At 64.5% G+C, this 20,002-nt stretch carries 19 protein-coding genes; 8 read left to right on the forward strand and 11 right to left on the reverse strand.

Translation table 11 applies throughout. The annotated features are described in order from the left end of the window. Positions 1-35: 35 nt before the first annotated feature. Positions 36-626: a DUF4337 domain-containing protein gene (locus IVB32_RS40595; RefSeq protein ID WP_026233888.1), complete on the reverse strand. Its 591-nt coding sequence runs from the start codon at positions 624-626 to the stop codon at positions 36-38. A 117-nt stretch (positions 627-743) separates the two neighbouring features. Here IVB32_RS40595 and IVB32_RS40600 point away from each other — a divergent pair, with 117 nt between their 5' ends. Then, a complete protein-coding gene (locus tag IVB32_RS40600; RefSeq protein ID WP_247413130.1) occupies positions 744-1,316 on the forward strand; it encodes a hypothetical protein in 573 nt (190 codons plus the stop codon). Positions 1,317-1,320: 4 nt separating this feature from the next. On the opposite strand, the gene IVB32_RS40605 is transcribed toward IVB32_RS40600, so the two are convergent. Then, positions 1,321-2,286, reverse strand: a complete 966-nt coding sequence (locus IVB32_RS40605; RefSeq protein ID WP_018459839.1) for a tyrosine recombinase XerC — start codon at positions 2,284-2,286, stop codon at positions 1,321-1,323. Between the two features lie 112 nt (positions 2,287-2,398). Here IVB32_RS40605 and IVB32_RS40610 point away from each other — a divergent pair, with 112 nt between their 5' ends. After that, positions 2,399-4,609 carry a primosomal protein N' gene (locus IVB32_RS40610; RefSeq protein WP_018459840.1) on the forward strand — a complete coding sequence of 737 codons (2,211 nt, stop codon included), beginning with the start codon at positions 2,399-2,401 and terminating at the stop codon, positions 4,607-4,609. 197 nt (positions 4,610-4,806) lie between these two features. Here the strand turns inward: IVB32_RS40610 and IVB32_RS40615 are convergent, their stop codons facing one another. Continuing rightward, on the reverse strand, positions 4,807-5,316 hold the full coding sequence (locus IVB32_RS40615) for a septal ring lytic transglycosylase RlpA family protein (protein ID WP_026233889.1): 510 nt from the start codon (positions 5,314-5,316) through the stop codon (positions 4,807-4,809). Positions 5,317-5,963: 647 nt separating this feature from the next. Between IVB32_RS40615 and IVB32_RS40620 the strand changes: the two genes are divergently transcribed. The 6 genes from IVB32_RS40620 (at position 5,964) to IVB32_RS40645 (ending at position 12,854) form a co-directional block, all read left to right on the forward strand. Further along, entirely contained in the window at positions 5,964-6,524 is a 561-nt protein-coding gene (locus IVB32_RS40620) for a F0F1 ATP synthase subunit delta (protein WP_027566412.1), read from the forward strand. After that, positions 6,524-8,053, forward strand: coding sequence for a F0F1 ATP synthase subunit alpha (gene atpA / locus IVB32_RS40625; protein ID WP_018459843.1), 1,530 nt, complete (start codon positions 6,524-6,526; stop codon positions 8,051-8,053). Before IVB32_RS40620 ends, atpA begins: the two co-directional genes overlap by 1 nt. 153 nt (positions 8,054-8,206) lie before the next feature. After that, on the forward strand, positions 8,207-9,082 hold the full coding sequence (locus IVB32_RS40630; RefSeq protein WP_026233891.1) for a F0F1 ATP synthase subunit gamma: 876 nt from the start codon (positions 8,207-8,209) through the stop codon (positions 9,080-9,082). A 52-nt stretch (positions 9,083-9,134) separates the two neighbouring features. Continuing rightward, entirely contained in the window at positions 9,135-10,577 is a 1,443-nt protein-coding gene (gene atpD, locus IVB32_RS40635; RefSeq protein ID WP_007598896.1) for a F0F1 ATP synthase subunit beta, read from the forward strand. Between the two features lie 86 nt (positions 10,578-10,663). Then, on the forward strand, positions 10,664-11,071 hold the full coding sequence (locus tag IVB32_RS40640; protein WP_018459845.1) for a F0F1 ATP synthase subunit epsilon: 408 nt from the start codon (positions 10,664-10,666) through the stop codon (positions 11,069-11,071). Positions 11,072-11,222: 151 nt separating this feature from the next. Next, positions 11,223-12,854 carry an adenylate/guanylate cyclase domain-containing protein gene (locus IVB32_RS40645; protein WP_018459846.1) on the forward strand — a complete coding sequence of 544 codons (1,632 nt, stop codon included), beginning with the start codon at positions 11,223-11,225 and terminating at the stop codon, positions 12,852-12,854. Between the two features lie 78 nt (positions 12,855-12,932). Here the strand turns inward: IVB32_RS40645 and IVB32_RS40650 are convergent, their stop codons facing one another. The 8 genes from IVB32_RS40650 to IVB32_RS40685 all read right to left on the reverse strand — a co-directional run. After that, a complete protein-coding gene (locus tag IVB32_RS40650) occupies positions 12,933-13,433 on the reverse strand; it encodes an RNA pyrophosphohydrolase (RefSeq protein WP_018459847.1) in 501 nt (166 codons plus the stop codon). 165 nt (positions 13,434-13,598) lie between these two features. Further along, positions 13,599-14,102, reverse strand: coding sequence for an RNA pyrophosphohydrolase (locus IVB32_RS40655; RefSeq protein ID WP_018459848.1), 504 nt, complete (start codon positions 14,100-14,102; stop codon positions 13,599-13,601). A 75-nt stretch (positions 14,103-14,177) separates the two neighbouring features. Next, positions 14,178-15,410: a divergent polysaccharide deacetylase family protein gene (locus IVB32_RS40660; protein ID WP_018459849.1), complete on the reverse strand. Its 1,233-nt coding sequence runs from the start codon at positions 15,408-15,410 to the stop codon at positions 14,178-14,180. A gap of 145 nt (positions 15,411-15,555) precedes the next feature. After that, on the reverse strand, positions 15,556-16,911 hold the full coding sequence (locus tag IVB32_RS40665) for a S41 family peptidase (RefSeq protein WP_018459850.1): 1,356 nt from the start codon (positions 16,909-16,911) through the stop codon (positions 15,556-15,558). Beyond that, a complete protein-coding gene (locus IVB32_RS40670; protein WP_018459851.1) occupies positions 16,908-18,239 on the reverse strand; it encodes a peptidoglycan DD-metalloendopeptidase family protein in 1,332 nt (443 codons plus the stop codon). The genes IVB32_RS40665 and IVB32_RS40670 overlap by 4 nt, the downstream gene beginning before the upstream one ends. A gap of 33 nt (positions 18,240-18,272) precedes the next feature. Further along, complete coding sequence (rlmH, locus tag IVB32_RS40675) at positions 18,273-18,755, reverse strand: 23S rRNA (pseudouridine(1915)-N(3))-methyltransferase RlmH (RefSeq protein WP_018459852.1); 483 nt, start codon at positions 18,753-18,755, stop codon at positions 18,273-18,275. A 96-nt stretch (positions 18,756-18,851) separates the two neighbouring features. Beyond that, positions 18,852-19,208 carry a ribosome silencing factor gene (gene rsfS / locus IVB32_RS40680; RefSeq protein ID WP_007598906.1) on the reverse strand — a complete coding sequence of 119 codons (357 nt, stop codon included), beginning with the start codon at positions 19,206-19,208 and terminating at the stop codon, positions 18,852-18,854. Positions 19,209-19,446: 238 nt separating this feature from the next. Beyond that, positions 19,447-20,002 (reverse strand): nicotinate-nucleotide adenylyltransferase (locus IVB32_RS40685; protein WP_247413132.1); only part of this gene is annotated, 556 nt, incomplete at its 5' end.

The following is a 20,002-nucleotide window of genomic DNA, read 5'->3' on the forward strand; positions in this document are numbered from 1 at the left end:
CGCGCATGTCGCTGCGCTCATGCGGGCTACGAGCCTCAATGCAGATGCAGCAGATGCGGCGACCATGCGCCGAGCATGGTCATCCCAAGTCCGGCAAGCGACAGCAGGCCCGCGATCCAGGCGAGCGGCAGCATGCCGGTGATGATGGTGGCTGAGGCCAGCACGATGCCGATCTGGAAGGCGGCGGACGCCAGCTCGAAGTGATGATATTTCGCAGTCGCCTCGTCGCGCTCATGCTCGGCGTGCTTGGCCTTTTCGGCCAGCTGCTCGGTGCCTTCGCCGGTCTCCGGCTCGGAGCGGTAGCGCTGCGCGGTCTTCTGCCAGTCCTCGATCTGCTTCTGCACGGCCACCTTGTTGGCCTCGTCGCTCGCCGCGCCGAGGATGAGCTTGCCCTGGTCGGCCATGGTCTGCACCACGGTGCGGCGGATGCTCTTGGCCTGGAAGAACGCCCAGAGGTTGGAGGCCTCGACGTTCTTGCTGATCGATTCGGTCTGGGCGCCCTTGCCGAGCGTCTCGGAGATCGCCAGGAACAGCGCCAGAACCGCGATCAGGAGCGCGATCTTCTTGTTCGAGCCGGACGCGTGTTCGGCGTGCTCGGCATGCTCCATGCTTTCATGTGCGCTCATAAATCCCTCCTGCCTGTTTACCAACGATTGACCGAACTGCGCGACGGGCGCAAGTGGCAAGCCGCGATGGCCGTTGCAATTAAGGGTTTCGCGTCGGGGCTGATCTAGTCCTGTCCCATGACCACAGCGGAATTCATCGCAGCCTGCGTCTGGCCTTCCATCCTCGCATCCGCGCTTGCGCTGCTGAAGGCCCGCAACACCGCGGCCTTTCCGTTCGTCGGCAAGATTGTCCTCGCGCTTGGCCTGACCTACATCGGCCTGTTGCGGTTTTATGACAAGAGCTCGATCATCGTAGTCAACGACGTCCATGTCGGCCTCGTTGTTCTGGGCCTGATTATCGTCGGCTCGCAGCTGCGACAACCTCCGCTGTACGGCTCATGGCGTGACCAGGCGAAGGCGTTCGCCTCGATGATCCTGATCGTGCTGCTCGGCAGCGGTCTTGCATGGTATGCCGGACGAATGCTGTTTCTCGATCACCTGACGTCCCGCCTTGTGATCGAAGGCCGTGTCGATCGTGCGTGGAGGTCAGGTAGCCGCCGCAAAGCGGACTATCTCGTTCGCATCGCGGGCCAACCGGTGAAGGTCACGGCGCCGCTGTACGAGCGGCTGGAGACGTTCAGGCCGATGGTCCGCGTCGAGGTCGGGCGCGGCTCGAACTACGTCTACGATATCGAGTATCTCGCCAACTGAGCCGCTATCGGCGCGGATGCGCGCTGGCATAGACTTCCAGCAGCCGCTCGGCATCGATGCCGGTATAGATCTGCGTGGTCGAGAGCGAGGCATGGCCGAGCAATTCCTGGATCGCGCGCAAATCGCCGCCGCGTGACAACAGGTGCGTGGCGAAGGAATGCCGGAGCGCGTGCGGCGTGGCGCTGTCGGGCAGGCCGAGCGCGCCGCGCAGCCGCTCCATCGCGAGCTGGATGATGCGCGGGCTCAAGGGCCCGCCGCGTGCGCCGACGAAGATCGGCCCCTCCGCCGGCAGCGGATACGGGCACATGGAAACGTATTCTTGCACCAGTGCGAGCACGTTCTGGAGCACCGGCACCATGCGGGTCTTGTTGCCTTTGCCCGTCACGATCAGCACGTCGCCTTCACCGGGACGCGGGACCTCGCGGCGCGTCAGCCCCAGCGCTTCGGAGATGCGCAGGCCTGAGCCGTAGAGGAGAGCCATCACGGCGGCGTCGCGCGCAAGAATCCAGGTCTCGCGGTCCTCGCCGGCGCGCTCGTCGGCGTCCGCAAGACGTTTGGCCGACGCCATCGGCAGCGGCTTGGGCAGGCTCTTTGCGACTTTCGGCGCGCGGATCGCCGAGAGCGCCCCGACCTTGCCCTTGCCTTCGCGCTCGAGAAAGCGGCCGAACGAGCGCAGGCCCGCGAGCGCGCGCATCAGGCTGCGGCCGGCAATATCGTCGGCGCGGCGCATCGCCATGAAGGCTCTGATATCGGTGGCCTCCAGCGCGGCGAAACGCTTTAGCGTCACTCGCTCGCCCCAATGGCCGCAGAGGAAAATCAGGCACTGCCGCAAATCGCGGGCATAGGCTTCCAGCGTCTTCGGCGACAGCCGCCGCTCCGCGCCGAGATGCGACAGCCAGCGCGTCATCTCCCGCGCGATGTCAGGATCGGCGCTGGCGAGCTCGATTTGTGGGGCGGCCGCTTTGCTCATGCGCTCTGGACGTGGTGATTCCACTCAGTATATCGCATCACACTCGTTTATCGTTCGCTAAGGCCGCCTCAGGGCGCTAGCCTTGAAGCCCCCGGGTTCCGATTCCCCCTCCATGGATCACACGTCGCGCAGCAACGCCGTCTCCGCCAACGCGACCCGCATGGTCGACGTGCTGGTGCCGGTCGCGCTCGACCAGACCTATTCCTACAAGGTGCCGCGCGGAATGGAGCTGAAGGCGGGCGATATTATTGGCGTGCCGCTCGGCCCGCGCGAGGTGCTCGCCGTGGTCTGGGCCGAAAACGCCAATCCTGATCCGCGCCTGCACAACCGCCTCAAGGAGGTCAGCGAAAAGCTCGACATCCCGCCGTTGAAGCCCGAGCTGCGTGCGGTCGTGGACTGGATCGCCAATTACACGTTGAGCCCGCGCGGCATGGTGCTGCGCATGTGCCTGCGGATGGGCGAAAACCTCGGCCCCGAGCGGGTGCGCGCCGGCGTGCGCCTGGTCGGCGATCCGCCAAAACGTCTGACGCCGGCGCGGCAGCGCCTGATCGAGGTGCTGTCGGACCGGCTGCTGCACGGCAAGTCCGAGGCGGCCAGAGAGGCCGGGGTTTCGGCCGGCGTGATCGACGGCCTCGTCGACGAAGGAACGCTCTCGGTCGAGCCGATGCCCCCGCCTCCGCCGCCGCCGGCCCCAGATCCGGATTTCAGCCGGCCGGATTTTTCGCCGCTTCAGCGCGCCGGGGTCGATGCCATGCGCGCACTCGCCGCCAACGGCAGCTTTCACGTCGCGCTGCTCGACGGTGTCACCGGCTCGGGCAAGACCGAGGTTTACTTCGAAGCCGTCGCCGAGGCGATCCGCCGCGGAAAACAGTCGCTCATCCTGATGCCGGAGATCGCGCTCACCGGCCAGTTCCTCGATCGCTTCGCGCAGCGCTTTGGCGTGCGCCCTCTGGAATGGCATTCCGAGCTGACGCCGCGCACCCGCGCGCGCAATTGGGCGGCGATCTCCGAGGGCAGCGCGCCGGTTGTGGTCGGCGCGCGCTCGGCGCTCTTTCTGCCCTACGCCAATCTCGGCCTCATCGTGGTCGATGAAGAGCACGACCAAGCCTACAAGCAGGACGAGGGCGTGCATTATCACGCCCGTGACATGGCGGTGGTGCGCGCGCATATCGCAAAGGTTCCGATCGTGCTGGCGTCGGCGACGCCGTCGGTCGAATCCGAGGTCAATGCGCGCAAGAACCGCTATCAGCGCATCGCTCTGCCGTCGCGCTTCGGCGGCCAGCACATGCCACATATCGAGGCCATTGACATGCGCCGCGAGCCGCCGGCGCGCGGCCGCTTCATCTCGCCGCGGCTGGCGTCCGAGATCAGGACCGCGATCGAGCGGCGCGAGCAGGCGCTACTGTTCCTCAATCGCCGCGGTTATGCGCCGTTGACGCTGTGCCGCGCCTGCGGCCATCGCTTCGCCTGCACCATCTGCGATGCCTGGCTGGTCGATCACCGCTTCCGCCAGCGCCTCGTCTGTCACCATTGCGGCTTCTCGATGCCGCGCCCGCAAACCTGTCCGCATTGCGCGGCGGAGGAATCGCTGGTCGCGGTCGGGCCCGGCGTCGAGCGCTTGCAGGAGGAGGCGGCGGCGCTGTTCCCGGAGGCCCGCACCATGGTGCTGTCGAGCGATCTCATCACCTCGATCGAGACGATGCGCTCCGAGCTGAACGACATCGCGGAGGGCCGCGTCGACGTCATCATCGGCACCCAGCTCGTCGCCAAGGGCCACAATTTTCCGCGGCTCAATCTGGTGGGCGTGGTCGATGCGGATCTCGGCCTGTCCAATGGCGATCCGCGCGCCTCCGAGCGCACCTGGCAGTTGCTCAACCAGGTGATCGGCCGCGCCGGGCGCGAGCAGGGCCGTGGCATCGGTTATCTCCAGACCCACCAGCCCGATCATCCCGTGATGAAGGCGCTGATCGCCTGCGACCGCGAAGCGTTCTACGATAGCGAGATCGATTTGCGCGAACGCACGCTCTATCCGCCGTTCGGGCGGCTCGCGAGCCTGATCATTTCCGCCGGCGACCGGCCGAGCGCCGAAGGCTTTGGCCGCCACCTCGTTGCGCTCGCGCCGCGCGACGAACGCGTTGTGGTGCTGGGCCCGGCGGAAGCCCCGCTCGCGGTCATCAAGGGCCGCTACCGCTTCCGCATCCTGGTGAAATCGGCGCGCGGCTTCGACCTGTCGGATTATCTGCGCAACTGGCTTGCCGCATGCCCGAAGCCGAAGGGCAATCAAAAGCTCGAAGTCGACGTCGATCCGCAGAGCTTTTTGTAAGGAGCTGCAAAACTCCCCGTCATTGCGAGCGCAGCGACTTGTCCGCCGAAGCTTTAGCGAAGGCGGAAGCAATCCAGAATCCCTCCACGGAGGCAGTCTGGATTGCTTCGTCTCTCCGCTCCTCGCAATAACGGCGGAAGAACAAACAAAAAGCCCGCCGTCCCCCAAGACGGCGAGCTTGTTTCAGGCGTCGCGCTTTAGGAGACGACTTCGGCAGTGACGCGGCCGACGCCGGCGCCGGTGAGGCCGATGGCACGGGCAGCGCCCGTGGAGAGGTCGAGGACACGGCCGCGGATGAACGGGCCACGGTCGTTGATGGTGACGATGACGCTCGAGCCGCCATGGGTGACACGCAGCTTGGTGCCGAACGGCAGTGAACGGTGCGCCGCGGTCATGGCGTTCTGGTTGAAGCGCTGGCCGGAGGCGGTCCTGCTGCCGGACTCGTTCCCGTAAAAGGAAGCCATGCCGGAGAAGGAACGTCCGGTGCCCTGCGACGGCGTCATCGATGCATTGGCGTTACGCCAATCGGAGGTCGTGTTGGCATCGGTCTGGGCGTGGTGGCGGTGATGATGGTGGGAATAGCGATGGTGATGGCGGGATTTGGCGGAAGCTTCGGTGGCAGTTCCCCCGATGAGAAGAGTTGCGGCAACAAAGGCGATCGCCTTACGCGGCCGGGTCACTGAGCCCAGCGTCTTCAAACAAAGCATATATTGGTCCCTAAGCTAGTATTGCCACATATGTGGCAAGTGGAGCCCCCGTAAGTTTGCGAGCGGGATCGCGTTTCGATTCCTAATGAGGCGTGAATTGGGCAGTAAATCCGTTCTGTGTCGCTGTGTAATATCTTGTTACCGGCAGGGATATTCGGCCGACATTCCGTAATATTGGAATTTAGCAGTTTGTTAACCTCTATATTACTCGCGAATACTGTAAAACGAAGTCATCGCTTTCCGCATTTAGAATTCAGAAAGTATTCGGCGAGTGGAGCCGGGAGGGCTGGAATCACGCCTCAGCGATCCGTGTTCATGGCGGCTATGCGCTGAGGGCAGGAACCAATCGCCGGCCTCGGCTCAGGGTTGGGCTTAAGCGCTGTGGCAATTCCGCGGCATGGCAAGGTCGTCGTCGCGTCGTCGTGGAGTGCGACGAACTGGCGACAGAACGTCATGCCTTTAATTTGGCGTCATGTTGCACGTGCGCGCCTGCTATGTTAGCAAAGCCGCGATTTTAACGAGCCCGGCACTTCCGTGCGGGGTCGAAAATCGAAGTCCCGCTTGAATTCCAAGGGCTTGGATCGCTAGGCGCCGCTTCGTGGCGACGGTTTTTCCCTTGCGAGTTTGACAGCAAAAAGAGCACGTCTGTGGCTGCAGAAGATACGTCCGTTTCCGGTGTGTCGGGCCGTTATGCAACGGCCTTGTTTGAACTGGCCCGCGACCAGAAAGTGGTCGACGAGGTCAAAGCCGATCTCGAAAAATTCGAGGGCATGCTGAACGAAAGCGCCGATCTGAAGCGCCTCGTCCGCAGCCCCGTGTTCGCGGCCGATGCCCAGTCCAGAGCCCTCTCGGCCGTGCTGGACAAGGCCGGCATCGCCGGCATCTCCGCCAATTTCCTGAAAGTGCTGACCGCCAACCGCCGCCTGTTCGCGGTGGCTGACGTCATCCGCGCCTATCGCGCCCTGGTCGCCAAGTTCAAGGGCGAGGCGACGGCCGACGTCACCGTGGCGGAGGCGCTCTCGGACAAGAATCTCGACGCCCTCAAGGTTGCCCTGAAGTCGGTGACCGGCAAGGACGTCGCGCTCAACGTGAAGGTCGATCCCTCGATCATCGGTGGCCTCGTGGTCAAGCTTGGCAGCCGAATGATCGATAGCTCGCTTCGCACCAAACTCAATTCGATCAAGCACGCGATGAAAGAGGCAGGCTGATGGACATCCGCGCCGCGGAAATTTCCGCGATCCTCAAGGACCAGATCAAGAATTTCGGCCAGGAAGCTGAAGTCTCCGAAGTCGGACAGGTGCTGTCCGTCGGCGACGGTATCGCTCGCGTTTTCGGTCTGGATAACGTCCAGGCCGGTGAAATGGTCGAATTCGAGAACGGCACCCGCGGCATGGCGCTGAACCTCGAAACCGACAACGTCGGTATCGTTATTTTCGGCGCTGACCGCGAGATCAAGGAAGGTCAGACCGTCAAGCGCACCCGCGCCATCGTGGACGCGCCGGTCGGCAAGGGCCTGCTCGGCCGCGTCGTCGACGCGCTCGGCAACCCCATCGACGGCAAGGGCCCGATCCAGGCCGACAAGCGCATGCGCGTCGACGTCAAGGCGCCCGGCATCATTCCGCGCAAGTCGGTGAACGAGCCGATGGCGACCGGCCTCAAGGCGATCGATGCCCTGATCCCGATCGGCCGCGGCCAGCGCGAGCTGATCATCGGCGACCGTCAGACCGGCAAGACCGCGATCGCGCTCGACACCATCCTCAACCAGAAGCCGCTCAACGCGCAGCCGGACGAGAACATCAAGCTGTATTGCGTCTACGTCGCGATCGGCCAGAAGCGCTCGACGGTTGCCCAGTTCGTGAAGGTGCTGGAAGAGCAGGGCGCGCTCGAATATTCGATCATCGTCGCCGCCACCGCGTCGGATCCGGCACCGATGCAGTACATCGCGCCGTTCACCGGCTGCACCATGGGCGAGTACTTCCGCGACAACGGCATGCACGCCGTCATCATCTATGACGATTTGTCCAAGCAGGCCGTCGCCTACCGCCAGATGTCGCTCCTGCTGCGCCGCCCGCCGGGCCGCGAAGCCTATCCGGGCGACGTATTCTATCTGCATTCCCGCCTGCTCGAGCGCGCGGCGAAGCTGAACAAGGACCAGGGTTCGGGCTCGCTGACGGCGCTGCCGGTCATCGAAACCCAGGCCAACGACGTGTCGGCCTACATTCCGACCAACGTCATCTCGATCACCGACGGCCAGATCTTCCTGGAAACCGACCTGTTCTTCCAGGGCATTCGCCCCGCGGTGAACGTCGGTCTGTCGGTGTCGCGCGTCGGCTCCTCGGCACAGACGAAGGCCACCAAGAAGGTCGCCGGCAAGATCAAGGGCGAGCTCGCGCAGTACCGCGAAATGGCGGCGTTCGCGCAGTTCGGCTCCGACCTCGACGCCTCGACCCAGCGCCTGCTCAATCGCGGCTCGCGTCTGACCGAGCTCCTGAAGCAGCCGCAGTTCGCGCCGCTGAAGATGGAAGAGCAGGTCTGCGTGATCTGGGCCGGCACCAACGGCTATCTCGACCCGCTGCCGGTCAACAAGGTGCGCGCGTTCGAGGACGGTCTGTTGTCGCTGCTGCGCGGCAAGAACGTCGAGATCCTCAACGCGATCCGCGACAGCCGCGATCTCTCCGACGACACCGCCGCCAAGCTGAAGTCGGTGGTCGAAGGTTTCGCCAAGAGCTTCGCATAAGAGAACGGTCGCAAGGCCGGGCTTCTTGTCCCGGCCTTCCGTGCCTCACTGCATGGAAACGAAGACGTGGATGCCCGGGACACGCCCGGGCATGACGACTGGGATAGGCTAGCGGCTTGATCCAAGGGGTCGAACCGCCGGGGTGAACGAAGAATGGCGTCACTTAAAGACATGCGCGTCCGCATCGCCTCCACCAAGGCGACGCAGAAGATCACCAAGGCCATGCAGATGGTCGCGGCGTCCCGGTTGCGCCGCGCCCAGCAAGCGGCCGAGGCGGCGCGGCCCTATGCCGACAAGATGAGCGCGGTGATCTCCAACATCGCCAGCGCTGCCGCCGGTTCGCCCGGCGCCCCGGTGCTGCTGGCCGGCACCGGCAAGGATCAGGTTCACCTACTGCTGGTCTGCACCGGCGAGCGTGGTCTGTCCGGCGCGTTCAACTCCTCGATCGTGCGCCTCGCGCGCGAGCGCGCCCAGGCGCTGTTGGCGCAGGGCAAGGAAGTCAAATTCTTCTGCGTCGGCCGCAAGGGCTACGAGCAGCTCCGCCGCCTGTACGACAAGCAGATCGTCGAGCATCTCGACCTGCGCGGCGTTCGTCAGCTCGGCTTCGTCAACGCGGACGACATCGCCAAGAAGGTGCTGGCCCGCTTCGATAACGGCGAATTCGACGTCTGCACGCTGTTCTACGCGCAGTTCAAGTCGGTGATCGCCCAGGTCCCGACCGCGCAGCAGATCATTCCGCTGACCGTGGAAGAAAAGGCGGCGACCGCGCCGTCGACGTCCTACGACTATGAGCCGGAGGAAGACGAACTCCTCTCCGGCCTGTTGCCGCGGAACATCGCGGTGCAGATTTTCCGTGCGCTGCTGGAAAACAACGCCTCGTTCTATGGCGCGCAGATGAGCTCCATGGACAACGCCACCCGCAACGCCGGCGAAATGATCCGCAAGCAAACCCAGATCTACAACCGAACCCGTCAAGCCCAGATCACCAAGGAGCTGATCGAGATCATCTCCGGCGCCGAGGCGGTCTGACGCACGAACCAAACGACGGTCGTTCAAGTAAAGAATTTCGAAGGAGAGCTTCATGGCTACAGCAGCTACCCAGGTCGGTCGCGTCACCCAGGTCATGGGCGCCGTCGTCGACGTTCAGTTCGAAGGCCATCTGCCGGCCATTCTGAATTCGTTGGAAACCAGGAACGGCAACATCCGCCTCGTGCTGGAAGTTGCACAGCATCTCGGTGAGTCCACCGTGCGCACGATCGCGATGGACGTGACCGAAGGTCTGGTCCGCGGCCAGGAAGTGACCGACACCGGTCAGCCGATCTCGGTTCCGGTGGGTGCAGGCACGCTCGGGCGCATCATGAACGTGATCGGCGAGCCGATCGACGAAGCCGGTCCGATCCAGTCCGAAGGCATGCGCGCCATCCACCAGGAAGCGCCGAGCTACACCGACCAGTCGACCGAAGCTGAAATTCTCGTCACCGGCATCAAGGTCGTCGACTTGCTCGCGCCCTACGCCAAGGGCGGCAAGATCGGCCTGTTCGGCGGCGCCGGCGTCGGCAAGACCGTGCTGATTCAGGAGCTGATCAACAACGTCGCGAAGGCGCACGGTGGTTACTCCGTGTTCGCCGGCGTCGGCGAGCGTACCCGCGAGGGCAACGACCTCTATCACGAGTTCATCGAGTCCAAGGTCAACGCCGATCCGCATAATCCGGATCCGAGCGTCAAGTCGAAGTGCGCGCTGGTGTTCGGCCAGATGAACGAGCCGCCCGGCGCTCGCGCCCGCGTCGGCCTCACCGGTCTGACCGTCGCCGAGCACTTCCGCGACCAGGGCCAGGACGTGCTGTTCTTCGTCGACAACATCTTCCGCTTCACCCAAGCCGGCTCTGAAGTGTCGGCGCTGCTCGGTCGTATCCCGAGCGCCGTGGGTTACCAGCCGACGCTCGCCACCGACATGGGCGCGCTGCAGGAGCGCATCACCACCACGCAGAAGGGTTCGATCACCTCGGTGCAGGCCATTTACGTTCCGGCCGACGACTTGACCGACCCGGCGCCCGCGACCTCGTTCGCGCATTTGGACGCCACCACGGTGTTGAACCGCGCGATCTCGGAAAAGGGCATCTATCCGGCGGTGGACCCGCTCGACTCGACCTCGCGCATGCTCTCGCCGCTCGTCGTCGGCCAGGAGCACTACGACACCGCGCGTCAGGTCCAGCAGGTGCTGCAGCGCTACAAGTCGCTGCAGGACATCATCGCCATTCTCGGCATGGACGAGCTTTCGGAAGAGGACAAGCTGACGGTGGCCCGCGCCCGCAAGATTGAGCGCTTCCTGTCGCAGCCGTTCCACGTCGCCGAAATCTTCACCGGCTCGCCCGGCAAGTTCGTCGACCTCGCGGACACCATCAAGGGCTTCCGCGGCCTCTGCGAAGGCAAGTACGACCACCTGCCGGAAGCCGCCTTCTACATGGTCGGCACCATCGAAGAGGCGATCGAGAAGGGCAAGAAGCTGGCGGCCGAGGCGGCCTAAGCTGCGAAGGGCGAGCAGGGAGTAGCGAATAGTCGCGCCGCTCCCGCTCCATTCGCAATTCGCTACTCACCATTCGCAGGTTTCCAATGGCCACCTTCCACTTCGATCTCGTCTCGCCGGAAAAGCTCGCCTTCTCGGGCGAGGTCGACCAGGTCGATATCCCCGGCGTCGAAGGTGACTTCGGCGTGCTGGCGGGACACGCGCCGGTCGTGGCCGCGATCCGGCCCGGCATTCTCACCGTGACCACCGGCGGCAAGCACGAGAAGATCATCGTGCTCGGCGGTATCGCCGAAGTCTCCGAGAAGGGCCTGACCGTACTCGCCGACGTCGCGACCTCGCTGGCCGAGCTCGACCGCGCGCAGTTCGCCGCGACCATCTCGGAGATGGAAGAGGGCTTGAAGGAGCACGAAGGCAACGAGCTCGATCAAGCCATCGCCCGGCTCGACCACTTCAAGAGCATCCAGCAGCAGCTCAGCAGCACGGCGATGCACTAAGCCCCGGTGCACTGCGCCGGGGCCCGAACTGAAAATTCCTGAATAAGTTCAGCGCTCGTCACGGGAGTGGCGGGCGCTGAAACTTTGTTGCACGGCGCCGCCGATAGCGCCATTCTGCGCCCGCGAACTTTGTTCCGGGGGCCGACCGCAGATGAAACGCAAGATCGCAGCGATTTTCGCGGCCGATATTGCCGGTTACTCGCGACTGGTTGCGGAAGACGAAGAGGAGACGCTGCGGCGTCTCGCCGCCTATCGCGAGGTCGTCGATGATTTCATTGCCAGGGCGGGCGGACGCATCTTCAACACCGCGGGCGATGCCGTGCTTGCGGAATTTCCAAGCGCAGTCGATGCGGTGCGCTGCGCGATCGACATTCAGGAATCCCTGCGAACCCGCAACATGGCCTATCCGCCGAGCCGGCAGATGTCGTTCCGCATCGGTATCACCATCGGTGACGTGGTCGAGCGCGACGGCGATCTGCTCGGTGACGGCGTCAATATCGCCGCCCGGCTCGAGGGCCTCGCCGAGGTCGGGGGCATCTGCGTCTCCCGCGCCGTGCACGAGCAGGTCGCCAACAAGCTGTCGGTGCAGTTCGCCGATATCGGCGCGCAGGAGGTCAAGAACATCCCGACGCCGGTGCACGCCTACATGGTGGCGATGCGGCGCGGGGACGGTAGCTACGCGACGCCGCAGATCAAGAAGGTGACGAAGGCTGAGGCCGCGCCGAACTGGATGTGGCCGCTGGTGGTCGGTGTCGTCTCCGTCGTCGCCATCGGCGTCGGCGGCTTCCTCTATTTCACCAAGCTCGAGACGACCAGGGCGCCGGCGGTTGCAGTGACCGCGCCAAGCCCAGCATCAAGTCCGATGCCCAACGCGGCTGCGGCAGCAGCGCCAAGCCCGTCATCCACCATGGCGGCGAAAGCGCCGATGCCCATGCCGGCACCATCGGCTTCACCGATGGCCGGCAAGTTTCCTGCCGACAGCGTCCCCTTCATCAACGAGCGCATCCGCAACTACCTGGCCGGCGACTATTCCGCTGCCGGCGACTACAAGGCGTTCGCACTCAATGTCGGCGGGTTCACCGGCGCGTCGTTGAATCAGCCGAACGAGGAAGCCGCGCGCAACGCCGCACTCGATCAGTGCCAGAAGCGCGCCGATGCCGCGCAGTCGCCGCGGCGTTGCGAGCTCTATGCAGTCGGCAACAATGTGGTCTACACGCACGGCAAACCGCCGATGCCGCCGCAACCGTTCGTCCGGCATGATGCCATGACCGAGCGCGCCTTCGCCTCGAAAGACTTTCCGATGGTGCGCGATCCCGCCAAGGTCCGGCTCGAGAACATGTTCGTGCCCGCGGCAAAATCCCGCGCGGTCGCGCTCGGCCCCGGCGGCCAATATTTCATGGTGATGGGCGCATCGTCCACCGACGATGCCGCGCGGCGTTCACTGGAATCGTGCGGTGCGATCGCCGGCGTCGCCTGCCTGGTCGTTGCGGTCGACGAGAATTTCGTCGTGCCGATCCCGACCCTGCTCCGGATCACCGGCTTCTTCCATGCGGCGTCGAACGCCTCGATCATCGCAGATGCGCGCGACGAGGTCGTGCGCAAGCTCGCCGACGGCATGGGCTGGAACGCCGTCGCGGTCGGCACCGCGGGCCGGCCGGGCCTCGGCCTCAAGGCCGCGGACGAGCAGACCGCCGTCAATTCCGCGCTCGCCGACTGCGCCAAGCGCGACAGCGACTGCCACCTCATCGCAATCGGCCCGTTCACGGTGGGACCGATCAACTAGGCTCACGCAAATTTCCGGGCAAAGTTCTCTAATGATTTCAACCCCGTTCTACTGTGCATGGGGTTGTTTTTCGCGTTTTTAGTTCGCGAACGGCGCAAACTGCTGCGCCACTGCGCTGTAGACGTGGCGGCGGAACGGCACCACGACATCGGGGACGCGGTCGAGCCGCTCCCAGCGCCAGGCGTCGAACTCGGCGGGCTGCCCGTTGCGCGGCGTCAGCGGATCGATCTCGTCATCCTTGCCGGTGAAGCGTAACGCGAACCATTTCTGGCGCTGGCCGCGGAATTTCGCCAGTCGATGTGTCTGCGGCCCGTCATATGGCGGGAATTCGTAAGTCAACCAGTCGGTCTCGCCGAGATAGGATGCGCTCTTGACGCTGGTCTCTTCCCAGAGCTCGCGCAGCGCGGCATCGCGCAAATCCTCGCCCTCGTCGACGCCGCCCTGCGGCATCTGCCAGTCCAGACCCGGCAGGATGATCTCGGGTCCGTCGCCCTTGAAGCGGTGCCCGATCAGCACGCGGCCATCGGCATTGAACAGCGCGATTCCGACATTGGGACGGTAGGGTTTTTCAGTGCTCACGCGTGGATCTCTCGTCGTCATTTCAGGCTGTGCATTAGAGCGTTTTCGAGCGAAGTGGATACCGGTTCGCGTCAAGAAAACGCGTCAAAATAAAAAACTAGAGCCCCGTCCCGATTCTATCGGAACGGAACTGGCTCTAGCATCAACCTGGAATGGCGACTTGAACTAATCCTGCGCCAGCGCGGAAAATTCCTTCACCACGCGCTCGTAGACCGGGCGCTTGAACGGGACGATCAGCCCGGTCAGGTTCTTCATCGGCTCCCAGCGCCAGCTCACGAACTCGGCCTTGTGACCGCCGCCGGGCTTTTCGACGTTGATCTCGCTATCCTTGCCGGTGAAGCGGACCGCGAACCATTTCTGGCGCTGACCGCGGTAGCGGCCCTTCCAGGTGCGCCCGGCGACCGTGCGCGGAATGTCGTAAGTGAGCCAGTCCGGAACTTCGCCGAGCCGCTCAACCGAACGCACGCTGGTCTCCTCATAGAGCTCGCGCTTGGCGGCCTCCCAATTGTCCTCGCCGGGATCGACGCCGCCCTGCGGCATCTGCCAGACATGGGTGTCGTCGACATGCTCGATGCCGCCAGCGCGGCGGCCGATGAACACCAGTCCGTCCTTGTTGAGCAACATCACGCCGACGCAGGTCCGGTAGGGCAGATCCTCGTAACGCGCCATTCCGCCAGACCTCTCGCATGCTGTCGGTAAGGCTTAAGCAGGCCCCGCGGGCCTGTACCATACCAATCCGTTGATTTAGCTGGATTTTGATTTCAGCATCGCGGTTGTCAATGGCACCAAAAGGATACCTCGGTCGCCCAATGTCTTGGTCCAGGCGCCGATGCGCTCGATCGAGACCGGGAGGGCGGAGGCGGTGCCCACGGCCACGCCGCGCTCGCGCGCCGCCGCTTCGAGCTTGGTCAGGGCGCGGTCGATCTCGGCCGGGGTCGGCACCGCGTCAATCGCGATATCGCCCTTGCCGAACGGCATCGCCTGGCTGCCGGCCGCTTGCGGCGCGATGCTGCGCGGCGAGGAGCCGTCGTCGAAGAAGCCGAGCCCGCGCTTGGCCGCCTCGCGGATGATCGGCTGCATCGCCGGCTCCGTCGCGATGAAGCGGGCGCCCATGAAATTGGTGAGGCCGGCATAGCCCTGCATCCGGCTCAAATGCCAGTACAGGCGGTCCATGTTCTGGTCGGCACTCAGCGAGGTCAGCAGCGTCTGCGGTCCCGGATCGTTGTCGGGGAAGTCATAGGGCTCCATCGGGATCTGGAGGAAGATCTCGTGGCGCTGGGCGCGGGCGCGCTCGGCGAGTTTTCCTGGATCGGACCCATAGGGCGTGAAGGCCAGCGTCACCGCCGCTGGCAACCGCATGATGGCATCGGTGGTCTTGGCGGCGCCGACGCCGAGGCCGCCGATCAGGATCGCGACCACCGGCATCTTGGCGGCCTTGGCGCGGTCGGCATCCGCCGCATAGACGTTGAACGGCTTCAGATCCCCGGAAACCGCGGGGATCATGCCATAGCGCGATTTCTCAAGAAGTTTTGGGTCGATCCCGGCCATGACGGGCGGCGGTGCGGAGGCCGCCGCCGTCTCGCTTTTGCCGGCGGCATCGCCGCCGATCACCACGTCGTGGCGCATGCCGGTGGAACCGTCGATCATGGTGACGGTCTTCTGCTCGCCCGCCTGCTTCGGTGCGTCCTTGGTCTCTTGCTTGCTTTCCTGCTTGCTGTCCTGGCCATGGCCGGCCGCGGCCGGCTTGTCGTCGCCAGCCTTGTCTGCGGCATTGGGTTCGCGGATCGCGAGCCGTGTCATTGGCTCGCCGCCGAGCGGATCCTTGTTGAAGATGGCGAAGCCGGCAAAGGTGACCAGGAACAGTCCGAGCAGGACCGCGAGCAGCTGCATGGCCGTGAACGGCAGCCGCAGCCGACGTTTCCGGCGCGGCTTGTCCCGTCCGAGCGGGGCGCTCAGATCATCGGCCGTTTCAGTCATGCGCGATCCCGAATCACTCAGCAATGACGATACCACGCCGGGGTCAAGCGGCGGCAGGCCGGGATAGGCCGGGGGATATCAGGAGTTCCAAGCAAAAAGGGCGGCTCCGGGAGCCGCCCTTTTCGTCAGATCGCGATGCGCCGACCTAGTTCGCCGCTTTGGGCTTGTCGGTCGTGGCCTTGTCGCCGCCCGGCGTGGGCGCCGCGGACGCGCTGTTCTTGATGCCGTGGAGCAGATCGTCGGCGAGCTTGAGCGCCTTGTCGTCCTTGGCGTCCGGCGGAACGTAGGACTGCGAGCCGGTCTTCTCGTCGCCGTCGTTCTTGAGATGGCCGCGCAGCGAAGCTTCGCCCTTGGTGTCGGTACGCGACTTCAGCTCGTCCGGCACGTCCTGCAGCACTTCGATGTCGGGCACGATGCCCTTGGCCTGGATCGACTTGCCCGACGGCGTGTAATAGCGCGCCGTGGTCAGACGCAGCGCGCCGTTGCCGGAGCCGAGCGGAATGATGGTCTGCACCGAGCCCTTGCCGAACGAGCGTGTGCCGACGATGGTCGCACGCTTGTGGTCCTGCAGCGCGCCGGCGACGATCTCCGACGCCGAAGCCGAGCCGCCGTTGACCAGCACGATGACCGGCTTGCCCTTGGTGAGGTCGCCCGTATGCGCGGTACGGCGCTGGGTCTCCTCGGCATTGCGGCCGCGGGTCGAGACGATCTCGCCCTTCTCCAGGAAGGAGTCGGAGACGGTGACCGCTTCCTCGAGCAGGCCGCCCGGGTTGTTGCGGAGGTCGATGACGTAGCCCTTCAGCTTGTCGCCGATCTGATTCGAGAGGTTGGCGACCTCGCGCTTCAGGCCTTCGGTGGTTTGCTCGTTGAAGGTGGTGATGCGGATATAGGCGATGTCGTCGGCCTCGACGCGGGCGCGCACCGAACGGACGCGGATGTTGTCGCGCACCAGCGTGACGTCGATCGGATTGTCCTGGCCCTTGCGGATGATCTTCAGCTTGATCTTGGTGTTGACCGGGCCGCGCATCTTCTCGACCGCCTGGTTCAGGGTCAGGCCCTGCACCGCCTCGTCGTCGAGATTGGTGATGATGTCGTTGGCCATGACACCGGCGCGCGAGGCCGGGGTGTCGTCGATCGGCGAGACCACCTTGATCAGGCCGTCTTCCATCGTGACTTCGATGCCGAGGCCGCCGAACTCACCGCGGGTCTGCACCTGCATGTCGCGGAAGCTCTTGGCATCCATGTAGCTCGAATGCGGATCGAGACCGGTAAGCATGCCGCTGATCGCGGATTCGATCAGCTTGGTGTCGTCGGGCTTCTCGACATAGTCCGAGCGCACGCGCTCGAACACGTCGCCGAACAAATTGAGCTGGCGATAGGTGTCCGCAGTGGCGGCTCGCGCGCTGGAGCCCATGAAGACCGCGCGCGGTTGCGTCACGAACAGCGTCAGCGCCGCACCGGTGGCCGCGCTGAGGAGGATAACTGAAGTCTTGCGCATCATCCGCGAACCTTCTCGCCTTCATTTGCGGCCCACCATGGGCCTGGATCGATTGGAGTGCCGTCTTTGCGGAACTCGACATAGAGCACAGGTTGACTCGCGTTCGTGGCGAGAATGGAGGCGACTTGAGAGGTCGACCCCATGGTCGCGACAGGCTCCCCCGTGAGCACGAATTGTCCGATGTTGACCGAAATGCGCTCCATCCCGGCGATCAGCACATGATACCCGCCCCCGGCATTGAGGATCAAGAGTTGTCCATAGCTGCGGAACGGGCCGGCATAGACCACCCAGCCATCACACGGCGTCGTGACCTGGGAGCCGGGCCGCGTCGCCAGCGAAATGCCCTTCTGGACCCCGCCGAGCCCGTCCGAACCGCCGAAATCCCTGATCTTGTTACCGTTAACCGGCAGAGGCAGGAGGCCCTTGGCCGCGGCGAAGGCCATCGCAGGGGTGGTGCGGGAACGATCCTTGAATGTGCCGGGGCCGGTCTTGGCGCTGGCGGCCGCGTTTGCAGCCGCCTTGGCCTCGGCCTGCTTGGCGGCCTCAGCTGCTTTCTCGGCCGCCTTGGCGGCGCTTTGCAGATCCTGCTCCATCTTGGCGATCAGCCCCTGGAGATCGCCGACCTGTCTTGAGAGCGCAACGGCGCGCGCGTTCTCGGCGTCGAGGTCCTTTTCGCGCGACGCCTGCTGACGCTGCCGTTCGTCGACCAGAGCCGCGAGCCGGGTCTGGTCGTTGCGCACCTTGTCGCGGTCGGAGGCAAGCTGGTCGCGCTCGGTCGCGATGGTCTTGCGCAAGGCCACGAGCTCGCCGAGCTCGCCCGCGATCTTCTCGGCACGGCCGCGCAACTCCGGCACCACGGCACCGAGCAGCATCGCCGTGCGCAGCGATTGCAGGGCATCCTCGGGCCGTACCAGAAGTGCCGGCGGCGTCCGCCTTCCGGCGCGCTGCAAGGCCGCCAGCACCTCGACGATGTCGGCGCGGCGTGAATCGAGCGAGCTGCGCATCGCCTGTTCGCGGCCGTTCAGCGATCGCAGCCGCGCTTCGGCCTCGTCGATCTTGGTCTCGACGGTGCGCACATTGGCGGCGGTGTCGATCAACTGTTGATTGAGCTGGGTGCGGTCCTGGCCGAGCGAGGTGATCTCGGCCTTGAGCTTGGCCTGCGCTTCCTCAGCGCTCTTCTTGCTGGCGCGCGCGGCTTCGAGCTCCTGCTCGCGCTGCTTGATCGCATCGGGCGCTACGGCCGCAGTCTGCGGTGCAGGCGTCTGAGCTTGCGCGAGGCTTGCGCCGGCAACGCCGGCGATCAGCAGCAGGTTGAAAATCGGCGCTCGCATCGCTTTAAGCAAAGGTGCTCGTTGTGGCGCGGATCACGCGCGGTGATAGGGGTGGCCCGCCAGAATGGTGGCGGCCCGATAAAGCTGTTCCAGAAGCATGACGCGGACCATTTGATGCGGCCAGGTCGCAGAGCCGAACGCGATCACGAGCTTGGCCTTACGGCGCAATTCGGGCGAAAGTCCGTCCGCCCCTCCGATCATGAAGATAGTATGACCGGCACCCTCGTCGCGCCAGCGCCCGAGATGCCGTGCGAATACGGTCGAATCCAGATTCTGGCCGCGCTCGTCCAGCGCCACCAGCACCGACTTTTCGGGAATATGGGCGGAGATCGCCGCGGCCTCTTCGGCCATCCGCGTCGCCGTATCGCGCGCGCGGCTTTCGGGCAATTCGTGGATGGCGAGCTCGCGGAATCCGAGCTTGCGGCCGGCCTCGTCGAACCGCTCGAAATAGCGCTCGGCAAGCTCCCGTTCGGGGCCCTGCTTCAGCCGGCCCACCGCAATGACGGCTATGCGCATGATATGTTCAGGGTCGCGTTTTCTGGACCGCGCGCGATCTGCGCGCGCACGACGCTAGCATGCGCGTCAGCCGATTCGAAATCGGCCAGCAGCCTCTCAGATCGCCTTCGCCGCCCCTGGGCCCTGCGTGTACAATCTCTCGAGACTGTAGAACTCGCGGACCTCGGGTCTGAACACGTGCACGATCACATCGCCGGAATCGATCAGCACCCAGTCGCAATTGGGCAAGCCCTCGACGTGGATGTTCTTGATGCCGTTTTCCTTGAGGCCTTTGGCGACGTTCTCCGCGATCGCGCCGACGTGCCGGTTCACCCGGCCGGTGGTGACGATCATGTAGTCGGAGTAGGCCGATTTGCCGCGAAGGTCGATGGTCACAGTCTCTTCCGCCTTCATGTCGTCGAGGCGGGAGAGGATCAGGCTCAGCGTCTTGTCGGCGTCGGGTTGCGCCTTCAAGGCCGCAGCTTTGGTCGATGTTTTACGCGTCGGCTTGGCAACCTTGGGTAAAACAGACTTCGGTGAAGCCGTCTTGGGTGAGGCTGTCTTGGACAATACAGATGTGGTCAGGGACCATTCCTTTCACTGTATCGCGAACGCCGAATCCGGCGCCCACTGGTTACACTACATCATGTGGGGTTAAGGGTTTCAATATGCCAGAGAGCCCGAAGACCGCATGGCGTTCGCACAATCTGACTCACTTCGTACCTTTCCAGCTTCCGTCCGGGTTCCGTAAGCCGGTCGACGAGAGATTCAGCTTCATTCCGGTCAGGAACACCCAGGCTGGCGCGGGCCGGTCCGCGAGCAAGGCGGCCTCATTCTCCGGCATCCGATAGCGCCTGAGCGCCTGGGCGGCGGGAGAGGCGAGGGCGCGAAAACTCTGCGGCGGACGGTCGATGACCGCGATCGGCACCTGGTCGGCGATGCGCCGCCAGTGCTGCCAACGATGGAATTGAGCGAGGTTGTCGGCGCCCATGATCCAGACAAAGCGCAAGCCCGAGAGGCGGCGGCGCAAGGTGTTGATCGTATCGATGGTATAGCGCGTGCGAATGACGGATTCGAGACAGCTCACCTCGATCCTGGGATCGTCGGCCATTTCGCGCGCCGCCTGCATGCGCGCGCCGAGCTCATGCAGCGCGCCGTTCTCCTTCAGCGGATTGCCTGGCGTCACCAGCCACCACACGCGATCGAGCTGGAGTCGTTTCAGCGCGAACTGGCTGATCGCGCGATGGGCCTGGTGCGGCGGGTTGAAC

This window comes from Bradyrhizobium sp. 23 (assembly GCF_023073295.1).
In the GTDB taxonomy this organism is placed as follows: domain Bacteria; phylum Pseudomonadota; class Alphaproteobacteria; order Rhizobiales; family Xanthobacteraceae; genus Bradyrhizobium; species Bradyrhizobium canariense_D.

What these genes read in the sequence shown, in the direction of transcription:
- IVB32_RS40660 (WP_018459849.1), bottom strand. Translation starts at nt 15,410, where the DNA reads ATGACTGAAACGGCCGATGATCTGAGCGCCCCGCTCGGACGGGACAAG.
- IVB32_RS40645 (WP_018459846.1), top strand. Translation starts at nt 11,223, where the DNA reads ATGAAACGCAAGATCGCAGCGATTTTCGCGGCCGATATTGCCGGTTAC.
- IVB32_RS40640 (WP_018459845.1), top strand. Translation starts at nt 10,664, where the DNA reads ATGGCCACCTTCCACTTCGATCTCGTCTCGCCGGAAAAGCTCGCCTTC.
- rlmH (WP_018459852.1), bottom strand. Translation starts at nt 18,755, where the DNA reads ATGCGCATAGCCGTCATTGCGGTGGGCCGGCTGAAGCAGGGCCCCGAA.
- IVB32_RS40605 (WP_018459839.1), bottom strand. Translation starts at nt 2,286, where the DNA reads ATGAGCAAAGCGGCCGCCCCACAAATCGAGCTCGCCAGCGCCGATCCT.
- IVB32_RS40630 (WP_026233891.1), top strand. Translation starts at nt 8,207, where the DNA reads ATGGCGTCACTTAAAGACATGCGCGTCCGCATCGCCTCCACCAAGGCG.
- IVB32_RS40600 (WP_247413130.1), top strand. Translation starts at nt 744, where the DNA reads ATGACCACAGCGGAATTCATCGCAGCCTGCGTCTGGCCTTCCATCCTC.
- IVB32_RS40615 (WP_026233889.1), bottom strand. Translation starts at nt 5,316, where the DNA reads ATGCTTTGTTTGAAGACGCTGGGCTCAGTGACCCGGCCGCGTAAGGCG.
- IVB32_RS40655 (WP_018459848.1), bottom strand. Translation starts at nt 14,102, where the DNA reads ATGGCGCGTTACGAGGATCTGCCCTACCGGACCTGCGTCGGCGTGATG.
- IVB32_RS40670 (WP_018459851.1), bottom strand. Translation starts at nt 18,239, where the DNA reads ATGCGAGCGCCGATTTTCAACCTGCTGCTGATCGCCGGCGTTGCCGGC.
- atpA (WP_018459843.1), top strand. Translation starts at nt 6,524, where the DNA reads ATGGACATCCGCGCCGCGGAAATTTCCGCGATCCTCAAGGACCAGATC.
- atpD (WP_007598896.1), top strand. Translation starts at nt 9,135, where the DNA reads ATGGCTACAGCAGCTACCCAGGTCGGTCGCGTCACCCAGGTCATGGGC.
- IVB32_RS40610 (WP_018459840.1), top strand. Translation starts at nt 2,399, where the DNA reads ATGGATCACACGTCGCGCAGCAACGCCGTCTCCGCCAACGCGACCCGC.
- IVB32_RS40595 (WP_026233888.1), bottom strand. Translation starts at nt 626, where the DNA reads ATGAGCGCACATGAAAGCATGGAGCATGCCGAGCACGCCGAACACGCG.
- IVB32_RS40665 (WP_018459850.1), bottom strand. Translation starts at nt 16,911, where the DNA reads ATGATGCGCAAGACTTCAGTTATCCTCCTCAGCGCGGCCACCGGTGCG.